The sequence below is a fragment of the Pseudomonas sp. S3(2024) genome (genome assembly GCF_036861315.1).
Taxonomy (GTDB): domain Bacteria; phylum Pseudomonadota; class Gammaproteobacteria; order Pseudomonadales; family Pseudomonadaceae; genus Aquipseudomonas; species Aquipseudomonas putida_A.
Window position 1 is genome coordinate 125,306 of the sequence record NZ_JAZAQQ010000002.1, and the last position, 16,672, is coordinate 141,977.

The following is a 16,672-nucleotide window of genomic DNA, read 5'->3' on the forward strand; positions in this document are numbered from 1 at the left end:
CCAGTTCGCAATTTGCGCTGAAGCGGCCCAAGCCATGATTAAACAACGCACACTGAAAAATATTATCCGTGCCACAGGTGTAGGCCTGCATTCCGGGGAGAAGGTCTACCTGACCCTCAAGCCTGCGCCTGTCGACACTGGCATTGTGTTTTGTCGCGCTGACCTCGACCCTGTGGTGCAGATTCCTGCCCGCGCGGAAAACGTCGGTGAAACCACTATGTCGACGACGCTGATCAACGGCGACGTCAAAGTGGACACGGTAGAGCACTTGCTCTCGGCCATGGCTGGCCTGGGCATCGATAACGCCTACGTCGAGCTCTCCGCGTCCGAAGTCCCGATCATGGATGGCAGCGCTGGACCGTTCGTATTCCTGATTCAATCGGCTGGCCTGGAAGAGCAGGACGCCGCCAAGAAATTCATCCGCATCCTGCGTGAAGTGACAGTGGAAGACGGCGACAAGCGCGCCACTTTCGTCCCTTTCGAAGGGTTCAAGGTGAGCTTCGAGATCGATTTCGATCACCCGGTTTTCCGGGACCGCACCCAAAGTGCAAGCGTGGATTTTTCCAGCACTTCGTTCGTAAAAGAAGTCAGCCGCGCCCGTACTTTCGGTTTCATGAGTGATATCGAGTACCTGCGCAAGCACAACCTCGCACTCGGCGGCAGCGTTGAAAACGCGATCGTGGTTGATTCCGATGGTGTACTGAACGAAGACGGCCTTCGCTACGAAGACGAATTCGTGAAGCACAAGATCCTCGATGCGATTGGCGACCTGTACCTGCTGGGTAACAGCCTGATTGGTGAGTTCAAAGGCTTCAAGTCCGGTCATGCACTGAACAACCAGCTGCTGCGCAAGTTGATTGAGCAGACAGATGCGTGGGAAGTCGTGACGTTCGAAGACGCCAGCACTGCACCGATCTCTTACATGCGCCCGGTTGCGGCAGTGTAAGTAAAAAACCTCTCTAGTTTTTTGAAGGCCATCCTCGGATGGCCTTTTTTTATGCCTTGAATTTGATGTTGCCTGTACAGGCCTCTTCGCGAGCAAGCCCGCTCCCACATTTTGGAATGCATTCCCCTGTGGGAGCGGGCTTGCTCGCGAAGAGGCCAGTTCAATCGCCGCAAAAATCAGCCAGCCACTACTATCCGGTTACGCCCACCTTCCTTGGCCTGATACAGCGCCTTGTCCGCTGCAAACAACAACTGCTCCAGCGTCATCTCGCTCGCCGCCGTCCACGTCGCGATGCCAATACTCACCGTCATCGGCCGTTCGGCCCCGTCGACCAACGGCATCTGCTCGACCGCCTGGCGGATATGCTCGGCAATCTGCCGTGCGCCGCTGCTGTCGGTTTCAGCGAGGATCACCGAGAACTCTTCGCCGCCGTAACGGGCGACCAGATCCCCTGGTCGTCGTACGTTCGCCGTGATCACCTTGGCCAATTCACGCAGCGCCTGATCACCCGCCTGATGCCCATGCCGGTCGTTGAACGCCTTGAAGTGATCGGCGTCGATCATCATCACCGACAGCGGCTTGCCCGAACGCTGGGCGCGGAACCATTCGTGGCGCAGCGCCTGATCGAGCATCCGCCGGTTGGCCACGCCGGTCAGCGCATCGGTGGCGGCCAGTTGCGCCAGTTCACGTTCGGCGCGCTGGCGCAAACGCAGTTCGCGGGCAAGTAGCCAGGTCAGCCACAGCAGCCCGGCACACAGCACGCCGGTGGCGCCGCTGATCAACAGCGCGGTGCGGCGCCAAGTGCCGAACACCTCATCACTGGACAGCGCGACCATAACGGTCAACGGCAGATTGCCGACCCGCGAGTAGGTGTAGAGCCGTTGCTGATGATCCATGCTCGAAGTGCTGGTGAAACTGCCACTGCCGTCCTTGTCGCCTAGAATCCGCACCACGTTGGGCCGGTTGCCGAAACTCTTGCCGATGGAGTCGCTTTGCAGATAAGGCTTCTGCGCCAGCAGCACGCCGTCGCTGTTGATGATGTTCAGCGTGCTGTCTTTACCGATATCGAGGCTGTTGAACAGTTGATCGAAGTAGTCGAGCTTCATCGACGCCACCGCCACGCCGGCGAACTCACCGGTGTCCGAGGAAATCCGCCGACTGAAGCTGATGCGCCACTGATTGGCTTCGTCGCAATCGCAGCGGGTCTTGAACGGGCGGCTGATGAACATGCCAGTGTCACGGTTGAAGGCATGGGCGAGGAAATAATCGCGGTCGGCGAAGTTGCCCGGTTTGGGTTCGATGCGTGATGAGTCGGCGACCACATCGCCGTGCTTGTCGAGCAGCAGGATGTCGCCCTTGAAGCGTGCGGTGGTCGAGCGGTCGAACAGTGCCAGATGGCGGATCTGCGGGGTGACATCGTGCAAGTCGTCGCGCTGGGCGGCGGCGATCAGGCCTTGCAAGGTCAGGTCGTACAGCTCGACCGTGCGCAGGACGTCGGCGTCGATCAACTGGGCGATGGTGGTGGCGCTGCGGGTGGCCGATTCCTGAGCGTTGGCGTGCTCACGAATTAGCAGAAAAGTGACGATGCACAGAATCGCGATCACGGTCAGCGAACTGCCGCAGATCAGCAGCAATTCGGGGCGTCCGGTCTTGCCCGCCAGAGGTGGGGTACGGCTCGCGATCATGATGGGGGCTGTCGGTTGGGAGGATCTTATTAGCGTAGTTGCATCAAGTCAGTGACGGTATTCCATTGTGGGAGCGGGCTTGCTCGCGAATACGCCGTGTCATTCAACATTGATGTCGACTGATGCCGCGCATTCGCGAGCAAGCCCGCTCCCACAGGGTACATCTCTAAATTCAAGACCGTGGTGCAGGGGGGATCTTAGAAGACGTTGATCGGGTAGTCGACAATCACCCGGTATTCATCGGTATCGGTATCAATCGCGCCGTAACCGTTGCCACCCCGGTTGGTCGCCCATTGCAGGCGTACCGCGAGGTCTTTTGCCTGACCGCTCTGCACCACGTATTTCAGATCGAGGTCGCGTTCCCAGTGCTTGGCGTTGCGACCGTCAGCGCTGTACCACGAGGCATAGCCTTTGCTGCCCGGATCGACCTTGGTCAGGTCCACGGTGCCGCGCGAATAGGAAACCGCCGAAGTCAGGCCCGGCACACCGAGACCGGCGAAGTCATAGGCGTACTTGAGCTTCCACGAGCGCTCGTTCGGGCCGTTGAAGTCCGAATACTGTTGCGAGTTGTCGAGGTAAACGCTGTCGCCCTGGCTGATGTAGTCGAACGGCGTGTTGCCGTTCACGCGCTGGTACGCAGCGGTGACGCTGTGGTTGCCGATGCCGACGGTGAAATGCAGGCTGTAAGTGTTGTTGTCGATGTTACCCAGCAGCGCGTCGCCGGTGTCCTGCGTGTGATAGAAGTGCAGGCCCGGGTTGAGGCTGACCAGATCGTTCAACTGCCAGGTGTAATCCAGGTCGTAGTAGTACTGGTTCCAGATGTCCTTCAGCTCGGCGGCGTACAGGTTGCTGGTCAGGCCTTCGACGCCGCTCCAGGACACGCCGGCCCAGTTCAGGTGACGGCTTTCGTCGCCCTCGGCGAGTTTGCCGTAGGACGTGCCGATGCGCTGGCGACCGCTCTGATTGTACGGCTTGGTAAAACTGGCCTGGCCACCTTCGAACATCCAGCCGTCGAAGCTGTGGTTGGTCAGGCTCACGCCACGAAAGGTCTGCGGCAGCATGCGCGAATCACCGCCGGCAATCACCGGGTTGGTGAGGAACAGGTCACCGGCCTTCAGCTCGGTATCGAACGCGCGCATCTTCAACGTGCCGCCCGCAGTCGAGAACGAGCCCGGCGCTTTGCCGTTGCCATCGCTGATCGGCAGGATGCTCGAACCATCGGTACCGCCACCGCCGTCGAGCTTCAGCCCGAGCATGGCGTGGGCGTCGATGCCGAAGCCGACCGTGCCTTCGGTGTAACCCGACTGGAAGATCCCGAGAAAACCCTGGCCCCACTCGATGTTGTCGTCCGTCTGCTGCAGACGGTTGCGATTCATGTAGTAGTTGCGGGCGTTGAGGTTGAGGCTCGAGCCTTCGATGAAGCCTTGTTTGGCGGCTTCGTCGGCGTGAGCGGCGGGGGCAATCGTTGCGGCAATTGCAATGAACAGCGGGGTGAAACGGACTGGGTAACGCACTTGCGACGGAGCTCCTTGGGTCAACTGACACTTCAATATCTTGAGGTGCGGGATGTTTCTTGTTTTTTACAGACGAACCAAACGGCTTTCAGACCACAACGAAAAAAGGCCGCTGAAAGGCAGCGGCCTGGAAGGACGACGGTTGAACGGGAAGAGCCAAACAACCGCGTCGAGGGAAATGTTTCGCGGTGCGCGACTCAGCTGTCTTTCTCGGCCGCTTGAGCCTGGGAAGTGGCGGCTTGAGGGGCTTGCGAGGCGTCCTGCGACTTGGCCATCACTTCTGCCTGAGATTGTTCGAAGGCGTGAGCGCGAGCGGCATTCTGCGCTACAAACGCTTGCGATTCTTCAGCCATCGCCATCGGCGACAGGATCAATGAGGACAAAACGAAAGCGCTGGCAATACCCATACTGTTGGACATCTTGAAAACCTTCTTGCTTGGCAAGTGCTGTTTGGTGCGGGCAAAGATAAGGTCGCCGGGCGTTGGGAAACAGCGTGATTTTCATAAATGACTGTTACAGCAAAAGCAAAGATCAACCTCGGGTGAACGCCATTCCTTGTGGCGAGGGAGCTTGCTCCCGCTGGGCTGCGAAGCGGCCCTAAACCCGGTAATCACGTTCATTCAGACAAACTGCGTGTGCAGGATTTACGACTGCTGCGCAGCCGAGCGGGAGCAAGCTCCCTCGCCACAGGGATTTTGCTTTTCAGTTAGACCGGGAGGTGGATGCCGAAGGTATTCATCCCCCGATCACTGCGCACAAACACATCCCCACCATGCATCAACGCAATCGCCTTGACGATCGCCAGCCCCAGCCCATGGTTGTTGCCGCTGTTGCTGCGCGAGGCATCGACCCGGTAGAAGCGTTCGAACAGACGCGGCAAGTGCTCGCTGGCAATCGGCGAGCCCGGATTGGCCACGCCGATGCTGACCTGATGCTCTTCAACTTCGATGCACACCTCGATCACCTGGCCCGGCTCGGTGTGCTGCACGGCGTTGCTCAGCAGATTGATCAATGCCCGACGCAGATGCGCGATCTCGATCCGCACCTGCGCATCGCCACTGACGTGCACCTGCACTTGCGCATCTTCGAGGATGAAATCCAGGTACTCCAGCGTGGTCGCGACTTCATCGGCCAAAGAAGTCTCGGTCAGTTTGGTGGCCTTGCTGCCCTGGTCGGCGCTGGCCAGAAACAGCATGTCGTTGATGATCGAACGCAGGCGTTCCAGCTCTTCGAGGTTCGATTGCAGCACTTCGAAGTAATGCTCGGCGGAGCGCCCGCGGGTCAGTGCAACCTGGGTCTGGCCGATCAGGTTGGTCAGTGGCGAGCGCAGTTCGTGGGCGACGTCGGCGTTGAACGATTCCAGGCGCGAATAGGCCTGTTCGACCCGCTCCAGGGTTGAGTTGAACGAGTCGACAAACTGCTCCAGCTCCGGTGGCAACGGTGACATGCGCAGGCGTCCGGCCCGTAGTGGCGGTGCCAGGCGCTGGGCTTCGTGAGACAGTTTGATCAGCGGCTTGAGACCGATCCGCGCCACCCAGTAACCCAGCGCCGAGGCCAGCAGCACGCCGACAATGGCCAGGCTGACCAAGGCGATCAGCAGGCTGTGCTGAGTCTCGTGGAAAGTCTCGGTATCGATGCCGATCATGAAGCGCAGCGGCGGGCGTTGGTCCTTGGCGGGTAACTCGGTCAGCAGCACTTTCAGCGGATAAGGATGCTCGGGCAACTGCAGGTCATGCATGCCGGTTGGGCCTTTGGCGAAGGCGCGGATCCGCGCGTCCGGCTCGCCGTACTCGTAACCGGGATCACCGCTGACCACCCAGAAACGAATGCGCTTGTCTTCCTCGCCGAGCAGCTTGAGCTTGGCGTTGATCTTCACCCAATGCTCAGGCGTGCCATAACGATTGAGCGCCGACTCCAGTACGCTGTAACGCGCATCCAGCTCGGCTTCCGGCAGCAGACCCAGGCCTTTGTCGACCTGCTGATACAGCGCGCCGCCAATCAACAGAAACACCAGCAGCGCCACCAGCGTAAACATCCCGCTCAAACGCAGGGCAATCGAATTACTGGACACCACGGCTCTCCAGCACATAACCCATGCCACGAATCGTGTGCAGCAGTTTCTCGTCGAACGGCCCGTCGAGCTTGGCGCGCAGACGCTTGATCGCGACTTCGACGACGTTCGCGTCGCTGTCGAAATTGATGTCCCAGACCATCTCGGCAATCGCGGTTTTCGAGAGGATTTCACCTTGCCGGCGCGCCAGAACACTGAGCAGCGAGAACTCTTTCGCCGTCAGATCCAGGCGGGTGCCGGCGCGGGTAGCCTTGCGGCTGATCAGATCGATCCACAGGTCGGCGATGCTCACTTGCACCGGTTCATGGCCGCCGCTGCGCCGGGTCAGCGCTTGCAGGCGGGCTACCAGTTCAAGGAAGGAAAACGGCTTGCCGAGGTAATCGTCGGCGCCGTCACGCAGGCCCTTGATCCGGTCTTCGACACGCTCGCGGGCGGTGAGCATGATCACCGGGGTCTGCTTGCGTGCACGCAATGCGCGCAACACGCCGAAACCATCGAGGCCCGGCAACATGACGTCGAGGACGATCACCGCGTAGTCGCTTTCCAGCGCCAGGTGCAGGCCTTCGACGCCGTCGCGGGCCAGGTCCACGGTGTAACCCTGTTCCGTCAGACCGCGGTGCAGATAGTCCGCGGTTTTTTCCTCGTCTTCGATAATCAGAACGCGCATGACCCTGCCTCAGTCTGTGGTCGCCAGTGCCGTCGCGGGCATTGGTTTGGGCCTGTGGAAAAGCCGCTCAAGCCACAAGTATATGACCGGCGTGGTAAACAGCGTCAGCATCTGGCTGACCAGCAAGCCGCCCACCACCGCGATTCCCAGCGGTTGGCGCAGTTCTGCGCCGGTGCCGTAACCGAGCATCAGCGGCAACGCGCCGAGCAGGGCGGCGAGGGTGGTCATGATGATCGGCCGGAACCGCGTCAGGCACGCTTCGAAAATCGCATCCTGCGGCGCCAGTCCGCGATTGCGCTGGGCTTCCAGTGCGAAGTCGATCATCAGAATGCCGTTCTTTTTGACGATACCGATCAGCAGCACCAGTCCGATCAACGCCATGATCGAAAAATCCTGACCGCAGATCCACAGCATGATCACCGCGCCGAGACCGGCCGCCGGCAGCGTCGAAATGATCGTCAGCGGATGCACGAAGCTCTCATAGAGCACGCCGAGAATGATGTACACCGCCACCAGCGCCGCGAGAATCAGCCACGGCTGACTGGCCAGCGAGCTCTGGAATGCCTGCGCCGCGCCCTGGAAGTTGCCACTGATCGCGGTCGGCATGCCGATCTCGGCCTTGGCCTGATTGAGCAGGATCACCGCGTCGCCCAACGCCACGCCGGGCGCGAGGTTGAACGACAGGTTGGCGGCGGGGAACATGCCGTCATGGGCAATCGACAGCGGGCCGATGGTCGGCGCATCGAATTTGGCCAGCGCCGACAGCGGCACCATCTCGCCACTCAGCGGCGAGCGCAGGTAGAAATAGTTGAGGCTTTCGGCCTTGCCGCGCTGCTTGGTGTCCAGCTCGAGAATCACGTTGTACTGATTGACCTGGGTCTGGAACTCGTTGATCTGGCGCTGACCGAACGCATCGTACAGCGCTTCGTCGACATCACTGGCGGTCAGGCCGAAACGCGCGGCGGCACTGCGGTCGATGCTGATGTGGGTGATGCTGCCGCCCAGTTGCAGGTCGTTGGAAATGTCGCGGAACGCCGGGTTGCTACGCAGTTTTTCGGTCAGGCGCTGGGTCCAGGTGGCGAGGGTTGCGCCGTCGTTGCTCTTGAGCACGTATTGGTACTGCGCGCGGCTCGGGCCGGAGCTGAGGTTGATGTCCTGGCCGGCGCGCAGATACAGGACGATGCCCGGGACTTTCATCAGTTGCGGACGAATCCGGTCGATGAACTGGCTGGCCGAGACGTCGCGGTCGCCGCGTTTTTTCAGGGCAATCCAGAAGCGGCCGTTGGCGATGGTCTGGTTGCTGCCGGACACACCGACCGAGTGCGAGAACGCCTGAACGGCCGGATCGGCGGCGACGATTTCGGCCATGGCCAAGTGTTTTTTCACCATGTCGCCGTAGGAAATATCCGCAGCGGCTTCGGTGGTGCCGAGGACAAACCCGGTGTCCTGCACCGGGAAGAAACCCTTGGGGATAAAGATGTAACCGGCAATCGCCAGTGCCAGCGACAGGCCGAACACGCCGATCATCAGTTTCTGGTGGGCGAGGGCGCGGCGCAGACCTTTTTCGTACCAGCCGAGCAAGCGTTCACTGAAGCCCGGTTTGTCGTGGGCGTGGTGCACCGGTTTGCGCATGAACAGCGCTGCCAGCGTCGGCGCGAGGGTCAGCGACACCACCACCGAAATCAGAATGGTCGAGGTCGCGGTCAGGGCGAATTCCTTGAACAACCGCCCGACCACACCGCCCATGAACAGCAGCGGAATAAACGCTGCCACCAGCGAGAAACTGATCGACACCACAGTAAAGCCGATCTCGCCGGCACCTTTGACCGCCGCTTCGCGCATGCTGTCGCCGGCCTCCAGATGCCGGTGGATGTTCTCCACCACCACAATCGCATCGTCCACGACAAACCCGACCGCGACGACGATCGCCACCAGCGTCAGGTTGTTCAGGCTGAATCCCAGCAGGTACATCAGGGCGAAACTGGCAGTCAGCGACACGCCGAGTACCGCCGAGACGATCATGGTCGCCGACAACTGCCGCAGGAACAGCGCCATCACCGCCACCACCAGCAGGATCGCGATCAACAGGGTGATCTCGACTTCATGCAGCGAGGCGCGAATGGTCTGGGTGCGGTCGATCAGGGTTTTTACCTGCACCGAGGCCGGGAGCATGGCTTCGAGGCCGGGCAGGGCGGCTTGAATGCGGTCGACGGTTTCGACGATGTTGGCGCCGGGCTGGCGCGAGATCACCAGGTTCACCCCGGGTTGATCACCGGCCCAGGCTTGCACGTAGGCATCTTCCGAACCGTTGACGACTTTGGCGACATCCCGCAGGTGAACCGGGGCGCCGTCCTTGTAGGAAACGATGAGTTGGCTGTAGTCCTCGGGTTTGAACAACTGGTCGTTGGTCGACAGTGTCGAGATGCTCGATTCGCCGTACAACGCACCTTTGGCGAGGTTGAGGCTGGTCTGCTGGATCGCCAGACGAATGTCGGCCAGGGTCAGGCCGATGGCCGCCAGTTTGTCGGCCGAGGCTTGCACGCGGATCGCCGGACGTTGCTGACCGGTGATGTTGATTTGTCCTACGCCGTCGATCTGACTGATCTGACGCGAGAGCAGGGTTTCCACTAGGTCGCTGAGTTCGGTGCCGGGCATTTGCGTCGAGCTGACGCTTAAGATCAGCACCGGGCTGTCGGCCGGGTTGACCTTCTTCCAGGTCGGCAGGGTCGGCATGTCCTTGGGCAGCTTGCCGGCGGCGGTATTGATCGCGGCCTGGACTTCCTGAGCGGCGGTATCGATGCTCTTGTCGAGGGTGAATTGCAGGGTCAGCAGGCTGGAGCCGAGCGCGCTGCTGGAGGTCATCTGGGTCATGCCGGGGATGGCGCTGAATTGCACCTCCAACGGCGTGGCCACGGACGAAGCCATGGTGTCGGGGCTGGCGCCGGGCAACTGCGCCGAGACCTGAATTGTCGGAAATTCCGCTTCCGGCAGTGGGGCAATCGGCAGGCGCGGGAAGGCAATTACGCCGACCAGCACCAAAGCGATGGTCAACAGAATCGTCGCGACCGGGTGATCGATGCACCAGGTGGAGACGCCTTTGTGCGCCTTCATGGTTTCGGCTCCGCTTGCACCACCTGTGGCGGTTCACTCATGACCTGCACGGTCGAGCCGGGTTTGAGCCGCGACTGGCCGTCGGTCACCAGCACGTCACCGGTTTTCACGCCTTTGATGATGTCCTGCCCGCTGCCCTGATAGACCATCTGCACTTGTACGGCTTCGACTTTGTCGCCATTCACGCGGTAAACGAAGTGTTGGTCGAGACCGCGCTGTACGACGGTAGGCGGCACCACCAGCGCATTCTTATCCAGTGCCGTCTGAATTTTTACCGTCACCAGCAGGCCCGGCCAGAGCTTTTGGCTGGCATTGTCGAATTCGGCCTTGGCGCGGATGGTGCCGGTGTTGGCGTTGATCTGGTTGTCGATCAGGGTCAGGTGACCTTCGCCGAGCAGGTTGCCGGTTTCACCGTCGGTATCGGCGCCGATGTAGGCCTTGACCTGTGCGTGCTGCGGATCGTTGATCAGGCCCTGCAGGGTCGGCAGCATTTGCTGTGGCAGCGAGAATTCCACGGCGATCGGGTCGATCTGGGTCACGGTGAACAGGCCGGCGGTGTCGGTCATGCGCAGGAAGTTGCCTTCATCGACTGTACGAATACCGACGCGGCCGGTGACCGGGGATCGGATCTGCGTGTAAGAAAGTTGTACCTGCGCCGCGTCGATCGAGGCCTGGTTGCCTTGGGCGGTGGCTTTGAGTTGGTTGACCAGTGCTTGTTGCTGGTCGTAGGTCTGCTTGGAGACGCCGTCGTCGACGCTGAGCAGTTTGTAGCGTTTGAGGTTGACCAGGGCGACTTGCAGTTGCGCCTGGCTTTCGCCCAGTTGCGCGCGGGCCTGGTCGAGGCTGGCGCGGATCGAGCGGTCGTCGATGGTGGCGAGCAGGTCGCCGGCCTTTACCAGTTGGCCTTCCTTGACGAGGATTTTGGTGAGGATGCCGTCTATTTGTGGGCGTACTACGACGCTGTGTAATGAGAGTACGGAGCCGATGCCGCTGGTGTAGCGGGGGACGTCTTTTTCGCTGACGGTGACGACGCGGACCGGGATGGCGGTTGGGGTGGCCAGTTTGGTCGGGGCGGGTTTCATTGCCCACCATGCGCCTGCGGCGGCCAGGGCGATCACTAGGGCTAGCAGGGCTTGGTTTTTCTTGATTCGCATGCGGGGTGGGCGCCGGACGGAGTTTGGGCAGGGTTGTTGTCTTTATAAACCTGTCTGCAGGTCAGTAGGGTGACGGCTGGCTGTCAGCGCTGTCAGTTTCGCCGGGGTGTATATCCGTTTCTGCGGGTGTGGCTGATTACGGTTTCGCCCTTACGGCGAGTCACTTTTTCCAGACGCCGAAAAAGTAACCAAAAAGGCTTGCTCCTGCGTTCGGCCCGCTCGCTGGGGCTCGGGGTCCCTTCGCTGCGGGATTGATCCGGGGGCAGCGCCTACGGTTTGCTTCGCTGCACCTCCTCTCGCTGTGTTTGGCTTCGCCAAACGGTCGCTGCGCTCCCACCCCCGGATCAATCCCTCCACTCAGCCTTCCGACGTCGCCCGTGGATCAAGATCAAGAGCGACAGCCGAGCTTGCGCTCATCCTGGAGTGGGGCGGCATGCGCCGCGTGCGGGTTGTACTTATCTTCCCTGTAGGAGCTGCCGCAGGCTGCGATCTTTTGATCTTGCTTTTGCTCTTTTGTGGGAGCTGGCTTGCCAGCGATGGCGGCCTGACAGCCGACCAATCTCTGGCAGGTGTACTCGGTTCAACGGTGGGAGCGGGCTTGCTCGCGAAGAGGTCTGTCCAGTCAGCCGATTACGTTGAACTGTTTAATTCTGTGCCAAACAACCAGAACCTTCCCACAAGGTTTTCAGGTTGTCCGTCGGAAGCGCTCTCTAGTCTTTGGTTGTCGCTGCAAATTCAGCGATCGGGTGTGGAAACCCGATTCAAGTAGAAACAATGCACCAGCACCGTAATCGTTGCCGACGTCTTTTTTCGTCTGCAAACTGCGTCGCGGCGGCTGTGCGTGGGCAGACTTCGGTCTGGCCGGTTGCCTACTTATCGGTTTTCCACCCCGCGCACAGTTGCCACCTTTTGTCGTGTGGAAACGACAAAGGCTGGCTCCCAAATACAAGTAGGAGCTACCCATGGATAAACTGATCCCAGACCCTCCCCCCGAAACCACAACCCCGCTCGCCGAAGCCATCCGCGCAGAAGACCTCGCCCAAAACCGCGAAGCCATCAAACGCGCGCTCGACTTTTACCTCAGTCCGCAACCCGTCCAGCCGCGACAGCCAAGCACCATGTTTCTGGTCAACCCAGGCATCGACACCGAAACCCTGCTCGCCCACGCTTACGAATCGTTGGCCTCTGCCAGTGCCATGGCCAGCAATTTCGCCAATGAACTCGGCGGCCCGCAACGCAGCACGGCGTTGGCGATCCAGCAGATCGTCATGCTCGCCGAACTGGCTGTGAACCGGGCGCTGGATCGGGTTGATCCACGCACTTGATCCGTCCGAGCACCGCGTCATCGTTCATCGCGAGCAGGCTCGCTCCCACAGGTTGAAACGCAGTCCACCTGTGGGAGCGAGCCTGCTCGCGAAGACGCCTGTGCGGGCGACGCATCTCTGCCGGCTATTGGTGTTAGCCGGTCCCAAAAAGGGACCGATCATTCCCAATTTAGGAAACATTGCACCATCACCTACCTCTAAACCGTTCGGCGTGCGCTGCAAATCTTCAGGTGCTGTCGCAAGGCGCGCAGGTATACTGCGCGCCTTCGCGGCTCACTGTTCGGGCCCGACTTTTTTGCTTTGCGGAGCTTTTATGACTTCCCCGACCCAACCGCCGGTTGACGACGCCGTAAGCGATGTCCCGGCCGAGCTGACTGACGCCAGCGAAACCAAACCCGAGATTCCGGCTTTCAAGTTCCCGTTCAAACCGGGTGAACTGGCGGCGGCCAAGGGTTCGAATCAGCCGTGGTACAAGAACGGCGCCAAGAACGGCCACACCAAGACCCCGGGCATGGCGCCGCCGGGCACCCGTCGCTCGATGGGCAAGCGCTGAGTTTTATCCCGCCTTCAGCCATCGACTGCGATTTTCGGTCGCAGTGATGGCTAAGTGCTCAGATCCTGAGCCAGATCAATATTTGACCAATTGGTGCGCTTAGAGTCAGCAGCCCTGCCGACTCTTCCCATAAAACGAGCGCGCTTTCCATGAAGATCAATCTCCCGGTAACCGGCCGTAACGTCGATGTGGCGCCGGACGCGAACATTCTTTCGACCACTGATCTGACCAGCGCGATCACTTACGCCAACGACGATTTCATCAGGATCAGCGGCTACAGTCGCGACGAATTGCTCGGCAAGCCACACAACCTGTTGCGCCATCCGGACATGCCGGCGCTGGCGTTTGCGCATATGTGGCAGACGCTGAAGGGCGGGCGCTCGTGGATGGGGCTGGTGAAGAATCGTTGCAAGAATGGCGATCATTATTGGGTCAGCGCGTATGTCACGCCGGTTACGCAGAGCGGCGTGGCGGTGGAGTATCAGTCGGTACGCACCCGGCCGGATGCACGGCAGGTGGCGGCGGCGGAGCGGGTGTACGCGCAGTTGCGTGGAGAGTTGAAGGGACGGCGGCGGCTGCCCACTTTAGGTCTGCGCGGCAGGATCACGGTGTTGGCCAGTGCGTTGCTGGGGCTGGTGCTGGGGATCGAGGCCTGGTTGCGTCCGGAGTCGGCATGGATCGATGGGCTGGCATTTGTTGTCGGCAGCAGTCTCTGCACGTTCGGCGTGCGCTGGATCTTGCGGCCGCTGGAGCGGCTGAGCGAACGGGCGCGGCAGGTCGCGGACAATCCGTTGAGTCAGAGCATTTACACCGGGCGCCGCGATGAAATCGGCCAGATTGAATTCGCCCTGCAGATGCTCGAAGCCCAGGTCGGCGCGGTGGTCGGGCGCATCGGTGATGCGTCGCAACAGTTGGCCGGGCATGCGGCGCAATTGGTCGATCATCTGCAAAGCAGTCACAACAGTTCGCTGGCGCAACAGGCGGAAACCGATCAGGTGGCGGCGGCGATTCATCAGATGGCCGCCAGCGTCGCGCAAGTTGCCAGCCATGCGCAGCAGGCCTCGGTGGCGGCGGACATGGCCGGCACGGAAACCCGCGAAGGGCATTGGCTGGTCGGCGAGAGTCGCAGTGCGGTGTTGCGTCTGGCCGAGGAGTTGCGGCGGGCGACCGAGGTGATTCATCAGCTCGAAGGCCACAGCAGCGAGATTTCCGGAGTACTGGAGGTGATCCGCAGCATTGCCGAGCAGACCAATCTGCTGGCGCTTAACGCGGCGATCGAAGCGGCGCGCGCTGGTGATGCCGGGCGCGGTTTTGCAGTGGTGGCCGATGAGGTGCGCGGGTTGGCGCAACGCACGCAGCAGTCGACCAACGAGATCCAGCGGATGATCAGCACCCTGCAAAACGGTGCGCGCGATGCGGTGCTGGTGATGCAGCAGAGCAGCGAGCATGTGGATAACAGCGTCGAACAGGCTCAGCGCGCGGCGCGGGCGCTGGACGGGATCAGCGAGCGGGTCGAGCAGATCACCGAGATGAGCCTGCAGATTGCCGCGGCGGTGGAGCAGCAGAGTGCGGTGAGCGAGGACATTAATCGCAACATCGTCAGCATTCGCACGGCGTCGGAATTGACGGTGGATGAGGGGCGGCAGAGTCAGCGCAATTCTGAAGATGTGGCGGGGCTGGCGGGGGATTTGCGGTTGCTGGCGCGGGAGTTCTGGGGACGGCGACAGGTTCGGGATTGAGGTTATCTGGGCCGGCCTCTTCGGGAGCAGCCCTCTCCCACAGGTTTGTGAGTTGATCATTTATTCTGTGTGCAACTCAAAACCCTGTGGGAGGGGGCTTGCTCCCGAAGCGGCCATTGCAGGCAGTACAAAATCCGGATCAAGCCGCGCGCAGCGAAATAAACGCATACGTCTGCGCCGGCTCAGTCACCACCTGCGCCCCGGCGGCAAGCAACTGCCCGGCCACATCATCCCCGGACAAATGAAACAGCCATTCGCTGGACGCTTCACTCAGCGGCTGTGCTGACACCTGATCGATCACGGCCGCAAAGGCGTCCATCTGCGGCAAATACGCGGTAAATCCATCGCCCTTGAGCGCCGTGGTGCGAATCCCCAGCGCCGCGCAGATTGCATCCTTGATCCGGATGTCATCGCGATCGGCCTGACGCGAACGCTGGATCAACGCCACCAGTTCCTGATCGACCAGCTCCCCGCCGACAATCAGCAGCGGCCCCTGTTGCCACGACTCCGGCGGGCAATCCTTGGCCGCCGGGTTGAGCGGGATGTGCGGATTGATTTCTGCCGGATAAATCCTGCACACCAACGGTCGGCGTTCGTAAATGCGGCACAGGTTTTCTTCGTCAAGATTCCGGCAGCGCCCGACGTTGTACGCGGCAAAGGTGATTGCCACGTGGGCCTCGGTCGTGCCGCTGCGTACCACCAGCGAACGCCGTTCGGCGTGTTCACGCTGCTGCGCCGGCAGGCCCAGGCCGTTGCCGAGAAAGGCCTCCACCAGCACGATCACCTGACCGCCATCCGCCGCCCACATGCGGGCTTCGGCGAGGGTCAGGGGCACATGGTGGTCGGTGCAGCATTTGCCGCAACCGACGCAGGAAAAGGTCGTATTCATTGCACGATCAATCTTCAATCAGAGTGTGAAACGGCGACGTAAAGTCGCCAGGCTGAGGCTGATCGAAGCAAGTTGTGCGCCAGCCCTCAAGGCTTGGCGGTCGGGCGGATCGAGTCCCATTCGGTGACAAACGCGGTTTTCGACTTTTTGCTGTACAGGCACAGCTCAGTGCCTTGCTGGCCTTTCATGTGTTTTTGCGGGTATTGGCCTTGCAACAGCACGGCGGTGTAGCCGACGCGGTCATCGAATTGCGCGGGTGTGCCGACGGGTTTGGCGTCTTTCAGGCCGCTGGCCTTGGTGCAGCTGGCGAGCACGGTTTTATCGTAAGCGGCCCAGGCGTCGGGGCTGGAGGCGTGGGCCTGTGAGGCCAGGGCGGTGAGGCAGAGCAGGCTCAGGGAGAGGGTTTTCATGGTTGGGCATCCTTGGTTTGGCCAAGGTTTGAGTATGCCTGAGGGGGAGAAGTTGCCTGGGCCGGCCTCTTCGCGAGCAAGCCCGCTCCCACAATTAGGAATGCGTTCCCCCTGTGGGAGCGGGCTTGCTCGCGAAAACGGTCGATCAGTCCGGCACAAGTTCCCGGCGAACCACAATCATCCCGGCACTCTCATACAAACGCTGCGCCCGCAGATTGTCTTCCAGCACCTTCAGATCGACAAATCCTTCGCGCCTTTGCTGAAACACCTTGAATGCATTCAACAGCAACGCCCGACCCAAACCTCGGCCCTGAGCGCGCGGATGCACCACCAGATTCTTGATGTACGAACTGGTCCAGCATTGCGCCACGCCGATCACGCCTTCGTTATCGCGGGCGATGAAGCACAATTCAGGATCGTATTCGGCATCGCTTTCAAACCGCTGCTGCCACTCCTCCAGTGCCGGCACGCGACCACCGCCTTCGCGGTAGCCGAGTTGCATCAGCTGATGCACCGCCGCCGCCAGTTCCGGACGATAGGTGCTCAGCTCAATGCCTTCCGGCCAGTGGATCGGCGGCACGCCTTGGCGAAGGTCGCGCCGCATCAGA

At 60.9% G+C, this 16,672-nt stretch carries 14 protein-coding genes and 1 pseudogene; 5 read left to right on the forward strand and 10 right to left on the reverse strand.

Annotated elements, in window-relative coordinates; translation table 11 throughout:
- Positions 1 to 34: 34 nt before the first annotated feature.
- A complete protein-coding gene (gene lpxC, locus VLA07_RS05310) occupies positions 35 to 946 on the forward strand; it encodes a UDP-3-O-acyl-N-acetylglucosamine deacetylase (RefSeq protein ID WP_007961638.1) in 912 nt (303 codons plus the stop codon).
- A 176-nt stretch (positions 947 to 1,122) separates the two neighbouring features.
- Here lpxC and VLA07_RS05315 read toward each other — a convergent pair whose 3' ends face one another.
- The 7 genes from VLA07_RS05315 to VLA07_RS05345 form a co-directional block, all read right to left on the reverse strand.
- The gene (locus tag VLA07_RS05315; protein ID WP_333988552.1) at positions 1,123 to 2,631 is read right to left on the reverse strand and encodes a sensor domain-containing diguanylate cyclase; all 1,509 of its coding nucleotides are present in this window, start codon (positions 2,629 to 2,631) and stop codon (positions 1,123 to 1,125) included.
- A 197-nt stretch (positions 2,632 to 2,828) separates the two neighbouring features.
- Complete coding sequence (locus VLA07_RS05320) at positions 2,829 to 4,145, reverse strand: OprD family porin (protein ID WP_150368491.1); 1,317 nt, start codon at positions 4,143 to 4,145, stop codon at positions 2,829 to 2,831.
- A 197-nt stretch (positions 4,146 to 4,342) separates the two neighbouring features.
- Positions 4,343 to 4,564 (reverse strand): hypothetical protein, encoded by a 222-nt coding sequence (locus VLA07_RS05325; RefSeq protein ID WP_027612176.1) that lies wholly within the window; start codon positions 4,562 to 4,564, stop codon positions 4,343 to 4,345.
- 287 nt (positions 4,565 to 4,851) lie between these two features.
- Positions 4,852 to 6,216 carry a heavy metal sensor histidine kinase gene (locus tag VLA07_RS05330; RefSeq protein WP_333988553.1) on the reverse strand — a complete coding sequence of 455 codons (1,365 nt, stop codon included), beginning with the start codon at positions 6,214 to 6,216 and terminating at the stop codon, positions 4,852 to 4,854.
- Entirely contained in the window at positions 6,206 to 6,883 is a 678-nt protein-coding gene (locus VLA07_RS05335) for a heavy metal response regulator transcription factor (protein WP_007916978.1), read from the reverse strand. Before VLA07_RS05335 ends, VLA07_RS05330 begins: the two co-directional genes overlap by 11 nt.
- Before the next feature lie 9 nt (positions 6,884 to 6,892).
- The gene (locus VLA07_RS05340) at positions 6,893 to 9,994 is read right to left on the reverse strand and encodes a multidrug efflux RND transporter permease subunit (protein ID WP_247268082.1); all 3,102 of its coding nucleotides are present in this window, start codon (positions 9,992 to 9,994) and stop codon (positions 6,893 to 6,895) included.
- Positions 9,991 to 11,148, reverse strand: a complete 1,158-nt coding sequence (locus VLA07_RS05345) for an efflux RND transporter periplasmic adaptor subunit (RefSeq protein WP_333988554.1) — start codon at positions 11,146 to 11,148, stop codon at positions 9,991 to 9,993. Before VLA07_RS05345 ends, VLA07_RS05340 begins: the two co-directional genes overlap by 4 nt.
- A 962-nt stretch (positions 11,149 to 12,110) precedes the next feature.
- On the opposite strand from VLA07_RS05345, the gene VLA07_RS05350 reads away from it, so the two are divergent.
- The 4 genes and pseudogenes from VLA07_RS05350 (at position 12,111) to VLA07_RS05360 (ending at position 14,765) form a co-directional block, all read left to right on the forward strand.
- Entirely contained in the window at positions 12,111 to 12,473 is a 363-nt protein-coding gene (locus tag VLA07_RS05350; RefSeq protein ID WP_103369286.1) for a DUF6124 family protein, read from the forward strand.
- Positions 12,474 to 12,786: 313 nt separating this feature from the next.
- Positions 12,787 to 13,026 (forward strand): hypothetical protein, encoded by a 240-nt coding sequence (locus tag VLA07_RS05355; RefSeq protein ID WP_041071739.1) that lies wholly within the window; start codon positions 12,787 to 12,789, stop codon positions 13,024 to 13,026.
- Between the two features lie 149 nt (positions 13,027 to 13,175).
- Positions 13,176 to 13,457 (forward strand): annotated as a pseudogene (locus VLA07_RS27140) (PAS domain-containing protein); the annotation flags it as partial.
- 201 nt (positions 13,458 to 13,658) lie between these two features.
- A complete protein-coding gene (locus VLA07_RS05360; protein ID WP_442969538.1) occupies positions 13,659 to 14,765 on the forward strand; it encodes a methyl-accepting chemotaxis protein in 1,107 nt (368 codons plus the stop codon).
- A 139-nt stretch (positions 14,766 to 14,904) separates the two neighbouring features.
- Here VLA07_RS05360 and VLA07_RS05365 read toward each other — a convergent pair whose 3' ends face one another.
- The 3 genes from VLA07_RS05365 to VLA07_RS05375 all read right to left on the reverse strand — a co-directional run bounded on the left by VLA07_RS05365 (position 14,905) and on the right by VLA07_RS05375 (position 16,668).
- The gene (locus tag VLA07_RS05365; RefSeq protein WP_333988556.1) at positions 14,905 to 15,654 is read right to left on the reverse strand and encodes a YkgJ family cysteine cluster protein; all 750 of its coding nucleotides are present in this window, start codon (positions 15,652 to 15,654) and stop codon (positions 14,905 to 14,907) included.
- A gap of 86 nt (positions 15,655 to 15,740) precedes the next feature.
- On the reverse strand, positions 15,741 to 16,064 hold the full coding sequence (locus VLA07_RS05370) for a hypothetical protein (RefSeq protein ID WP_007968394.1): 324 nt from the start codon (positions 16,062 to 16,064) through the stop codon (positions 15,741 to 15,743).
- A gap of 145 nt (positions 16,065 to 16,209) precedes the next feature.
- Positions 16,210 to 16,668, reverse strand: coding sequence for a GNAT family N-acetyltransferase (locus VLA07_RS05375; protein WP_135296522.1), 459 nt, complete (start codon positions 16,666 to 16,668; stop codon positions 16,210 to 16,212).
- Positions 16,669 to 16,672 lie beyond the last annotated feature (4 nt).